This window comes from Bradyrhizobium sp. AUGA SZCCT0177 (assembly GCF_018130125.1).
GTDB lineage: Bacteria > Pseudomonadota > Alphaproteobacteria > Rhizobiales > Xanthobacteraceae > Bradyrhizobium.
The window spans coordinates 1-10,460 of record NZ_JAFCMA010000002.1 but is presented as its reverse complement, the minus strand read 5'-3'; the positions used below and the strand labels follow the sequence as shown (position 1 = coordinate 10,460).

Annotated in this window: 13 protein-coding genes; 7 read left to right on the top strand and 6 right to left on the bottom strand. The window is 63.5% G+C overall.

The window, feature by feature from the left end; translation table 11 throughout:
- Nucleotides 1-32: 32 nt before the first annotated feature.
- The 5 genes from JQ597_RS02290 to JQ597_RS02270 are packed head-to-tail and all read left to right on the top strand — an operon-like array spanning nt 33 to nt 3,657.
- The gene (locus tag JQ597_RS02290; RefSeq protein ID WP_212262518.1) at nt 33-662 is read left to right on the top strand and encodes a DUF1285 domain-containing protein; all 630 of its coding nucleotides are present in this window, start codon (nt 33-35) and stop codon (nt 660-662) included.
- 8 nt (nt 663-670) lie between these two features.
- Nucleotides 671-1,333 (top strand): CoA pyrophosphatase, encoded by a 663-nt coding sequence (locus tag JQ597_RS02285; RefSeq protein ID WP_409363283.1) that lies wholly within the window; start codon nt 671-673, stop codon nt 1,331-1,333.
- On the top strand, nt 1,330-1,608 hold the full coding sequence (locus tag JQ597_RS02280; RefSeq protein WP_212262516.1) for a DUF6111 family protein: 279 nt from the start codon (nt 1,330-1,332) through the stop codon (nt 1,606-1,608). The genes JQ597_RS02285 and JQ597_RS02280 overlap by 4 nt, the downstream gene beginning before the upstream one ends.
- Nucleotides 1,605-2,876: a CCA tRNA nucleotidyltransferase gene (locus JQ597_RS02275; protein ID WP_212262514.1), complete on the top strand. Its 1,272-nt coding sequence runs from the start codon at nt 1,605-1,607 to the stop codon at nt 2,874-2,876. The genes JQ597_RS02280 and JQ597_RS02275 overlap by 4 nt, the downstream gene beginning before the upstream one ends.
- 10 nt (nt 2,877-2,886) lie before the next feature.
- Entirely contained in the window at nt 2,887-3,657 is a 771-nt protein-coding gene (locus JQ597_RS02270) for a TSUP family transporter (protein WP_212262512.1), read from the top strand.
- An 85-nt stretch (nt 3,658-3,742) separates the two neighbouring features.
- On the opposite strand, the gene JQ597_RS02265 is transcribed toward JQ597_RS02270, so the two are convergent.
- The 6 genes from JQ597_RS02265 to JQ597_RS02240 form a co-directional block, all read right to left on the bottom strand.
- Nucleotides 3,743-4,018, bottom strand: a complete 276-nt coding sequence (locus JQ597_RS02265) for a YodC family protein (RefSeq protein ID WP_211997797.1) — start codon at nt 4,016-4,018, stop codon at nt 3,743-3,745.
- A 112-nt stretch (nt 4,019-4,130) separates the two neighbouring features.
- Complete coding sequence (locus JQ597_RS02260; protein ID WP_249133746.1) at nt 4,131-4,883, bottom strand: HAD family hydrolase; 753 nt, start codon at nt 4,881-4,883, stop codon at nt 4,131-4,133.
- On the bottom strand, nt 4,874-5,761 hold the full coding sequence (hemF, locus tag JQ597_RS02255) for an oxygen-dependent coproporphyrinogen oxidase (protein WP_212262510.1): 888 nt from the start codon (nt 5,759-5,761) through the stop codon (nt 4,874-4,876). The genes JQ597_RS02260 and hemF overlap by 10 nt, the downstream gene beginning before the upstream one ends.
- A 109-nt stretch (nt 5,762-5,870) precedes the next feature.
- Entirely contained in the window at nt 5,871-6,236 is a 366-nt protein-coding gene (locus JQ597_RS02250) for a 6-pyruvoyl trahydropterin synthase family protein (RefSeq protein ID WP_212262508.1), read from the bottom strand.
- Nucleotides 6,237-6,268: 32 nt separating this feature from the next.
- Entirely contained in the window at nt 6,269-6,901 is a 633-nt protein-coding gene (queE, locus tag JQ597_RS02245) for a 7-carboxy-7-deazaguanine synthase (RefSeq protein ID WP_212262506.1), read from the bottom strand.
- 36 nt (nt 6,902-6,937) lie between these two features.
- A complete protein-coding gene (locus tag JQ597_RS02240; protein WP_212262504.1) occupies nt 6,938-7,393 on the bottom strand; it encodes a tRNA (cytidine(34)-2'-O)-methyltransferase in 456 nt (151 codons plus the stop codon).
- A gap of 278 nt (nt 7,394-7,671) precedes the next feature.
- On the opposite strand from JQ597_RS02240, the gene petA reads away from it, so the two are divergent.
- Entirely contained in the window at nt 7,672-8,202 is a 531-nt protein-coding gene (gene petA, locus JQ597_RS02235; protein WP_212262502.1) for a ubiquinol-cytochrome c reductase iron-sulfur subunit, read from the top strand.
- 63 nt (nt 8,203-8,265) lie between these two features.
- Nucleotides 8,266-10,329: a cytochrome c1 gene (locus JQ597_RS02230; RefSeq protein WP_212262500.1), complete on the top strand. Its 2,064-nt coding sequence runs from the start codon at nt 8,266-8,268 to the stop codon at nt 10,327-10,329.
- Nucleotides 10,330-10,460: the final 131 nt, after the last annotated feature.

Below are 10,460 nucleotides of genomic sequence, written 5' to 3'. Positions count from 1 at the left end.
CAGATTGAGCCGCAGAAGCTTTAAGGCAAACAATGGCGAAGCAAGGGCAAACCAGCAAACCAGGCCGTGAAAACACCGGTCTCGAAGGTCTGACCGCCGCAGCGACCGATGCGGCAAAGGCCAGCCCCGCCGGACGCGGCCTGCCGCCCGTGCATCTGTGGAATCCGCCGTTTTGCGGCGATCTCGACATGCGAATCGCCGGCGATGGCACGTGGTTCTACATGGGCACGCCAATCGGGCGGCCGGCGCTGGTCCGGCTGTTTTCGACCATCCTGAAGCGCGAGGACGGCAAGCACTTTCTCGTGACCCCGGTAGAAAAGGTCGGCATCCGTGTCGACGATGCGCCGTTCCTGGCGGTCGAAATGCAGAACGAGCAAAGCGAGGGCGGTGGCCGCCTGCTGCGCTTCCGCACCAATGTGGACGATTGGGTGCCTTGCGACGGCGAGCACCGGTTGCGGTTCGAGATGGCTGCCGACGGCGGCCTCACGCCCTATCTTCACGTGCGCAGCGATCTCTGGGCCAAGGTCACCCGCGCGCTCTATTACGATCTGGTTGACATGGGGGAAGAGCGGGTGGTCGATGGACAGCCAATGTTCGGAATCGAATCCGGCGGCGAATTCTTCGCGATGGCCGACGCGAAGCAGGTGAGGGACGCGCTTTGAACGAGCCGATGCTGAAGAAGTTGGAACCGGCAGCGGTCAGCTCGGCGGAATTCTTCGCGCGGACCAAGGCGCGGCTGAACTTCGACGTCCCGCCCGGCCTGATCGATCCGAATATCATTCCCAGAACCGGCGACGAGGGCAATGATCGGATGCTCGAGATCATCGCCCAGGAACAGCCGGTGCGGCCGGCGGCAGTGCTGATCCCGGTGGTCGATCATCCGGAGCCGACGGTGCTGCTGACGCAGCGCTCGGAGCATCTGAGCAGCCATGCCGGCCAGATTTCGTTTCCCGGCGGCAAGATCGATGCAACCGATGCTTCGCCGATGGACGCTGCCTTGCGCGAGGCCGACGAGGAAGTCGGACTGAAGCGCGACTTCATCGAGCCGATCGGCTATCTCGATCTCTATGGCACCGCGTTCGGCTTTCGCATCCTGCCGACGGTGGCGCGGGTGAAGCCGGGTTTTAAACTTGACATCAACGAGGGCGAGGTCGTCGACGCCTTCGAGGTGCCGCTGGCGTTCCTGATGAATCCGGAGAACCACCAGATCCACTCCAAGGAATTCCGCGGCATGGAGCGTTCCTATTACGCGATGCCGTTCGCCGAGCGTTACATCTGGGGCGCCACCGCCGGCATCCTGCGGGTGTTGTACGAGCGGATTTATCTCGCATGATCCGTCCGGTATTGACCGAACTTGCAATTTTCCTGATCCCGTTCGTGGCCTATGCGCTGTTCCTGCTTGCGACCCGTTCCGGCGTGCTGGCGAAATCTTCCTGGCCGGCGCATCTCGTCGCCAAGCTCGTGCTGGGGTCGCTGCTGCTCGTGATCGTCAGTTTCGTCCTGCTCGCGCATTTCAGAGGCGCAGCGCCGGATTCGACCTACGTTCCCGCCCACATCGAGAACGGCAAGTTCGTTCCGGGTACCGATAGACCCGGAGCCGGAAAATGAGCGAGGTGCGCGTGCTCGCCAACACGCCCTGGCTCACGTCAGGTCCGGCTGCCCGCGTGCTCGCTCTGCTCAACGGTAATAACGAGGAGGCCCGCGTGGTCGGCGGCGCCGTCCGCAATGCGCTTCTGAACATCCCGCCCGGCGATATCGACATCGCCACCACGGCGCTGCCTGATGAAGTGGCGCGTCGCGCCAAGGCGGCGGGCATCAAATGCGTGCCGACCGGCATCGAGCATGGCACCGTGACGCTGGTGGTCGACGCCGAGCCGTTCGAGGTCACGACCTTGCGCGAGGATACCGAGACCTTTGGCCGCAAGGCCAAGGTCGCGTTCGGCCGCGACTGGGTTCGCGATGCGGAGCGGCGCGACTTCACCATCAACGGCCTGTCCGTCGATGCTGACGGCGTCGTGCACGATCATGTCGGCGGGCTCGCCGATATCGCAGCCCGTCGCGTGCGCTTCATCGGCGACGCCGGTCAGCGCATCGCCGAGGATTATTTACGTATCCTGCGGTTCTTCCGCATGAACGCCGTCTATGGCGTTGGCGAGCCCGACCGCGTCGGCTATCTCGCCTGCATTGGCGGCCGTGCGGGACTGGCCAGTCTCTCCGCCGAACGCGTGCGCATGGAAATGTTGAAGATCATGGTCGCGGAGGGCGCGCTGGTTGCCGTCACCGCGATGGGGGATGCCGGTCTGCTGCAAGCGATCTTCGGCGGCGTCACCTACACGGGACCCATGGCTGCGATGATATCGGCGGAACACATGCTGGGGCTGACGCCGAGCCCGGTTCGCAGGCTCGGCGCGCTCTCGGTGGCGGTAACCGAGGACGCCAAACGTGTCGCGGCGCGGCTGCGTCTGACCAACGCCGAGGCCAAGGCGCTCGACTCCATGGGTCACCGCTGGTGGCGGCTTGCCGACATGGACGAGGCGAGGGCGCGGCGGCGGCTCTACCGGCTAGGCGAGGAACAATATCGCGACCGGCTGCTGCTGGCCTGGGCGCGCTCAGGGGGGAGCCAGGACTTCGCTGACAATCGCGCCGCCTATTGGCGTGAATTTGCCACCCTGCCGCAGCGCTGGAGCGCTCCGAAATTCCCGCTAAAGGCGGCTGATTTCATCGCGCGCGGCATTGCCGAGGGCCCGGCGCTCGGCCACGTGCTGACGCTGGCGGAGGACGCCTGGCTGGCGGCGGATTTTCCGCTCGATCAACCCGCGCTATCGGCCATTGCCGACCAGACCGTCGCCCGCTTCACCCGCGACCACCGGCTGTGAAACGGCAACCGTGAATATTCTCGCAGGCTTTGCCGACATCTCGATCGTCCAGCTGTTGCTGGTCGCCGGCGTGGCGCTGTTTGCTTCCGTGGTCGGCGGCCTTGCCGGCTACGGCACCGGCGCGCTGATGCCGCTGGTGCTGGTGCCGTTGATCGGCGCCGAGCCGGTGGTGCCGATCATCGCGATCTCCTCGATCTTCACCAATATCAGCCGCTTCGTCGCCTATGTCCGCTATGCCGACCGCCGCCGCGCGCTGATCGTGATATCGGCCGCGGCGCTGACCACGGCGCTCGGGGCTTACGGCTATACGCGGCTGTCCGGTTCCGGCGCGGCGCTGGTGATCGGCAGCATGCTGATTCTGAGCGTGCCGCTGCGCCGTTTTGCCAAACGCCGCGATATCAGGATCAGCGACGCCGGACTTGGCGCCAGCGCGGTCGGGTATGGGGTGGTGGTCGGAGGCACCTCGGGCTCGGGCGTGATCCTGCTGTCGCTGTTGATGGCGGTCGGCCTCGAAGGCGCAGCCGTAATCGCCACCGACGCCGTGATCTCGGTTGCGACCTCAATCATCAAAATTTCGGTGTTTGGCCTGGCCGGCGCCGTCACCGCGCAGGTGCTCGCCTTTGCAATCCTGATCGGGGCGATCTCGATCCCTGGCGCGTTTCTCGCCAAGGCCTTTGTCGAGCGCATGCCGGTACATATTCATACCGCGATCCTCGACGCCGCCGTCATCACCGGCGGCGTGGTGATGATCTCAACCGCCGTGCGGTCTCTCTTCGGTTAGCGGTCTCTCGGTTCGAGGGTCGGATGGAATGCCCGGGAAAACGATGCCGCCGGGTATCCCGACCCGGCGGTATCGCAGGGAGTTACTACGCTACCTTCTTGCTCTTTTTCTTCTTGTGGTCGTCGTCCTCATCTTCGTCGTCTTCGCTCTCGTCTTCATCCTGATCGTCTTCGTCCTGATCATCGTCTTCCGTATCATCGATTTCGGCAGGCTCGAGGACCGCTTTGGGAAGCGTTTCGCGAAACAGATCGCCCTCGCCGCCCATCCACAGGCACTCGACCGTGTCGTCGTTGACCTCGGCCACCGTCAGCGGGTGACCGCCGGATTTCAGAATAACAACATCGCCTGGCTTCAATTCCATGATCTTCCCTCCGCGCTGATTGACGCGACGAACAGGCTATCGGTCTGTCATGACAGACGGATCACGACCGGCCGTTTTCGCGGTGGAGATTTGAGCGGTGGAACCGAAGCCCCTAAGGCAGCAACTCGGTCAGCGAGCGGATGATGCGGTCGGGCTTGATCGTCGAATCCGCCGGCAGGCCGTCGCCGTGCACGTCGATCCAGATCGCGTAGATGCCGAGGCGCTGCGGCGCCACGACTTCCCATTCCAGATTGTCGCCGATCATCCAGGTCTCGGGCGCGGTGACGCCGAGTGCCTGCATCGCGTGCAGATAGGCGCGCTCTTCCGGTTTGCCGAAGCCGTGCTCGCCCTCGATCTGGATGTGATCGAACCTGTGCGACAGTGCGAAACGTTCGACCTTGGCGCGCTGCGGACCGGCGGCGCCGTTGGTCACCAGTGCCAGCTTCACCCCGTGTGCCTTCAGCGCGTCGATCGCGTCGTGCGCCCCGGGGAAGACGAACATCTCCTCCTCGCGGTACGCATGGAACCGGTTGGCGAGCCGCGTGGCCAGATCCGGCGACAGCGGCGCGTGGCCGGCGGCGGCAAGCGCTGCAAATCCGTTGCCGACCACCACGTGCCGGGCCTCCGCGAGCTTCAGCCGCCATTCGGCAGCGGCCGCGGCCCAGAAATTCCGGCCGGACTCCACGATCGCCGCGGCGACTTGTTGCGATGGGATGGAGCCCAACTCATCGGCAAATTCCGCCGCGACATTATTCCAGGCGATCTCGGGGCGGCCATAGGCCGACAGGATGGTGTCGTCCATGTCGATCAGCATGGCGCGGGGTAGTTGTGTCATCTTGTTCGAGGCCATTTTGGTCAGGGCCATTTCACTTCAGGGGGCATCGACGACAGGATTGAATCGACATTGCCACCGGTCTTCAGGCCAAAGGTGGTGCCGCGGTCGTAGAGCAGGTTGAATTCGACGTAACGCCCGCGGCGCACCAGTTGCTCCTCGCGATCGGCCGGCGTCCAGGAGGTGCCGAAATTCTTACCTACCAGCTGGGGATAGATTTTCAGGAAGGCGCGGCCGACGTCCTGGGTGAACGCGAGGTCGGCATCCCAGTCGCCGGAATCGTGGTGATCATAGAAAATTCCGCCGATGCCGCGGGCTTCCTTGCGATGCGGCAGGTAGAAATATTCGTCGCACCATTTCTTGTATCGGTCGTAATCGGCAACGCCGTTCGGCCCGGTGCAGGCCTCCTTCATCGCCGCGTGAAAGGCGATCGTGTCGGCGTCTTCCTGGCTGCGGCGCCGGTCGAGCACCGGCGTCAGGTCGGCGCCGCCGCCGAACCACGCCTTCGTCGTCACCACGAAGCGGGTGTTCATATGCACGGCGGGAACGTGCGGGTTGCGCATATGCGCGATGACAGAGATGCCGGATGCCCAGAACCTGGGGTCATCGGTGGCGCCCGGAATCTGCGAGCGGAATTCGGGGCTGAATTCGCCATGAACCGTCGAGCAATGCACGCCGACCTTCTCGAACAGCCGTCCGTACATCATCGACATCACGCCGCCGCCACCGGGTTTGCCGGTATGGTCGGCACGGTCCCACGGCGTGCGCTCGAAGCGCCCCGCGCTGCCGGGATAGAGTGAGGCGGGCGCATCGTCTTCCAGCCGCTCGAAGGCCGCGCAGATGTCGTTGCGCAGCGCTTCGAACCAACCCCGCGCCCGCGCCTTGCGATCCTCGATGACGGTCGTGTCCATCGGTAATTCCTAACGTCTATCCTCCGTCATTGCGAGCGAAGCGAAGCAATCCATGGTGCGACAAAGAAAGTGTGGATTGCTTCGTCGCTTCGCTCCTCGCAATGACGGGTTAGTTCTGCGGGCCGTAATAGGTGCAGCTCTCGTTGCAGCTGTCGCGGTGGACACTGACGCGGGTGATCTTTCCGGCATGCTGGACCCGTTCCCAGATGAAGCGGGACAGGTTTTCCAGCGTCGGCGGGCCAAGCGCCTCGACCTTGTTGAGGAGCTTGTGGTCGAGCGTCTTCTGGACCTCCGCCATGCTGCGTTCGAGCAGGCCGAGATCGAGCACCATCCCCGTCGCGGGATCGGCCGTGCCGCGCATGCTCACTTCGGCGCGAAACGAGTGGCCGTGAATCTCTTCGCTATCAGCGCCAAAGGTCGTTCCCGGCAGCGAATGCGCCGCCTCGAAGCGAAACGATTTTGTCAGTTCCCACATTGCGAAAGCTCAAATCCTATCTGATGCCAGTACTACCTGATGCCGAGTGTCTTGTGTGTCTGCAGGCTGAGTCGCCATTGCGGGTGCTGCAGGCAATAGTCGATCGCGCGCGCGGTATTTGCGGTTACGTCGGGTCCATCCAACGGCTGTAGCGAGAAGCGCTCGAAGGCGAGACCTTCGAATTGCTCGGGGGCTGCACCCGCTTGCGGATAGACCAGCTTCAACTCATGGCCCCGGCGCACCACGAGGTCGGAGCCGGCTTTCGGGCTGACGCAGACCCAGTCCATGCCCTCGGGCGGCTCGATGGTGCCGTTGGTTTCGATGCCGATCTCGAAGCCGCGCGCATGCAGCGCGTCGATGAACGGCGTGTCCACCTGCAGCAGCGGCTCGCCGCCGGTCAGCACGACGTAGCGGTTGGCGCTCGCGCCGGTCCATTGCGTGGCGATGGTATCGGCGAGCTCATCGGCCGAGGCGTAGCGGCCGCCCAGCGTGCCGTCGGTGCCGACGAAATCGGTGTCGCAGAATTTGCACGTGGCGGAGCTACGGTCCTGTTCTCGGCCAGTCCAGAGGTTGCAGCCGGCGAAACGGCAAAACACGGCCGCACGGCCGGCATGCGCGCCTTCGCCCTGGAGGGTCAGAAATATCTCTTTGACCGCGTAACTCACCATCTCTCCATCAGGTCTCGATCAAGCCTTTCTCGATCAGGTCTTGGAACCGGTTTGCCGCAGCGCCTCGCCTAGTGCCATGGCGGCCGCCATCGCGACGTTGAGCGAACGCAGGCCCGGCTTGATCGGGATCACCAGCCGCGCGTCCGCGACGCCGGCGACCTCGTCGGGGACCCCCGCGGATTCCCTCCCGAACAGCAGGACGTCGTCCCGCTGGTATCGGTAATCCAGATAGGAACCGGCCCCCTTGGTCGTAAGCAGGACCAGCCGGAAACCGCCGTCGTTACGCCATTGCTCGAATTTTGACCATGAGTCGTGGCGTGTAATAGCGACATGGTCGAGATAGTCCATGCCGGAGCGGCGGAAATGGCGGTCGGAGACCGGAAAGCCCGCGGGCTCGATAATGTGGGCCGCGACATCCAGGCATGCGCACAGGCGCAGAATCGTTCCGGTGTTCTGGGGGATGTCGGGCTGGAAAAGCGCAATCTGCATGATGTTGGCGGCCTGTGAAGCCCTGATGAAATGACTGAAAAATCACAGCTCGGCGCGGATTTAGTGCATTGCACGCTTGCGAGCCGATAGCGGGCTTGCGCTCTTACGGCAAGGGTGCCAATAGAACGATTCTGGATTGCTTGTTCCGCCGGATTTGGCCGGGAAAAGTGGTCTTTCTGCCGCCGCGGGGGCCGCGGGCGCCGGCAGCCTCTTCTGGGTGCGTTTTCAGCGTTTCCGGGGCGGTTCCGCCGGCTGCAGATGAGAAAGGGCTTGGAATCGTGACGACAGCGTCTTCGGCGGACCATCCGACACGCCGTGATTTTCTTTTTGTTGCAACGGGAGCCGTCGCCGCCGTAGGCGCCGCGGCCGCAGTCTGGCCGTTCGTTGCCCAGATGAACCCGGACGCCGCGACGATCGCGGCCGGTGCGCCGATCGAGGTCGATCTGACGCCGATCGCCGAGGGACAGGACATCAAGGTGTTCTGGCGTGGCAAGCCGATTTACATCAGCCATCGCACCAAGAAGCAGATCGAAGAGGCGCAGAAGGTGTCGCTGTCGAGCCTGCCCGATCCGCAGCCCGACTCGGCACGCGTCAAGGCGGGCCACGACCAGTGGCTGGTCGTGATCGGCATCTGCACTCATCTCGGCTGCATCCCGATCGCCCATGAGGGCAGTTACGACGGCTTCTTCTGCCCCTGCCACGGTTCGGTGTACGACACCTCGGGCCGCATCCGCTCGGGACCGGCGCCCAGCAACCTGCCGGTGCCGCCCTACACCTTCGTTTCCGACACCAAAATCCAGATCGGCTAAGGCCCGGACGCCCGTCCGGGACCTTAATCCGTCGCGTCGTTTTACTTCCTCAGGATCGCATCAATGAGCGGACCATCCGATTTCCAGCCGACCAATCCCGCCTTGAAGTGGATCGAACGGCGTCTCCCGATCATGGGCCTCGTCCATTCCTCGTTCGTGGCCTATCCGACGCCGCGTAACCTGAACTACTGGTGGACCTTCGGTGCCATCCTCTCGATGATGCTGGGCCTGCAGATCCTGACAGGCGTGATCCTGGCGATGCATTACACGCCGCACGCTGACATGGCCTTCAAGTCGATCGAACTGATCGTCCGCGACGTCAATTACGGCTGGCTGCTGCGCAACATGCACGCCTGCGGCGCCTCGATGTTCTTCTTCGCCGTCTACATCCACATGTTCCGCGGCCTTTATTACGGGTCGTACAAGGAGCCGCGCGAAATCCTCTGGATCCTCGGCGTCATCATCTACCTCTTGATGATGGCGACCGGCTTCATGGGCTATGTGCTGCCGTGGGGCCAGATGAGCTTCTGGGGCGCCACCGTCATCACCAATCTGTTCTCGGCCGTACCGTATTTCGGCGAGAGCATCGTGACGCTGCTGTGGGGCGGCTATGCCGTCGGCAACCCGACGCTGAACCGCTTCTTCTCGCTGCACTATCTCTTGCCGTTCGTGATCGCCGGCGTGGTCGTGCTGCACGTCTGGGCGCTGCACGTTGCGGGCCAGAACAATCCGGCCGGTGTCGAGGCGAAGACCGAAAAGGACACCGTGCCTTTCACGCCCTATGCGACCATCAAGGATGCGTTCGGCGTCTCCTGCTTCATGCTGTTCTTCGCATGGTTCATCTTCTACATGCCGAACTATCTCGGCGACGCCGACAACTACATTCCCGCCAATCCCGGCGTGACGCCGGCGCACATCGTGCCGGAATGGTACTATCTGCCGTTCTACGCGATCCTGCGCTCGATCCCGAACAAGCTGGCCGGTGTGGTGGCGATGTTCGGCGCAATCATCATCCTGGCGTTCCTGCCCTGGCTCGATAACGCGCGGACCCGCTCCTCGAAATATCGTCCGCTGGCGAAGCAGTTTTTCTGGATCTTCGTCGTGGTCTGCCTCGGGCTCGGCTATCTCGGCTCGCAGCCGCCGGAAGGCATCTACGTGATCGCCGGCCGTATCCTGACCTTCTTGTATTTCGCCTATTTCCTGATCCTGCTGCCGCTCTTGAGCCGGATCGAGACGCCGCGTCCGGTGCCGAACTCGATCGCCGACGACGTGCTGGCCAAGCACGGCGGCAAGGTGGCCTCAGTGGTGGTCGCGCTCGTCGTCGCTGGCGGTCTCCTGGTCGGTGGTACGCAGAATGCACGCGCCGAGGACCATGGCGTTGCCCCGCCCGGAAACAAGTGGTCGTTCTCGGGCCCGATGGGCAAGTTCGATCGTGGCGCGCTGCAGCGCGGCCTGAAGGTCTACAAGGAAGTCTGTGCGTCCTGCCACGGCCTGTCCTACGTCGCCTTCCGCAACCTCGCCGAAGCCGGCGGTCCCGGTTATTCGGTGGCGCAGGCGGCGGCGTTCGCGTCCGATTACAAGGTCAAGGACGGTCCGGACGACAAGGGTGAGATGTTCGAGCGGGCCGGCCGGCCGGCCGACTATTTCCCGTCGCCGTTCCCGAACGAGAATGCGGCGCGGGCCGCCAATGGCGGCGCGTTTCCGCCGGACCTGTCGCTGATCACCAAGGCGCGCTCCTACAAGCGCGGCTTCCCGATGTTCCTGGTCGACTTCTTCACCCAGTACCAGGAGCAGGGCCCGGATTACGTTACGGCCGTGCTGCAAGGCTATGAAGACAAGCCGCCGGCCGGCTTCTCGCTCCCGGAAGGTTCCTACTACAACAAGTATTTCCCCGGCCACGCCATCAAGATGCCGAAGCCGCTCAGTGACGGCCAGGTGACGTATGACGACGGTGCGCCGGCCACCGTCGCGCAGTACTCCAAGGACGTCACCACGTTCCTGATGTGGACCGCGGAACCGCACATGGAGGCGCGCAAGCGGCTCGGTCTGCAGGTGTTCGTGTTCCTGATCCTGCTCACGGGCCTGCTCTACTTCACCAAGAAGAAGGTCTGGGCTAACGCGCACTAAGCGCTGGCGTCATCGCAATTTGGAAAAGCCCCTGCGGGGGCTTTTTTTTGTGTTCGTCATTCCAGGGCGATGCGCAGCATCGAACCCGGAATCTCGAGATTCCGGGTTCGATGCTGCGCATCGCCCTGGAA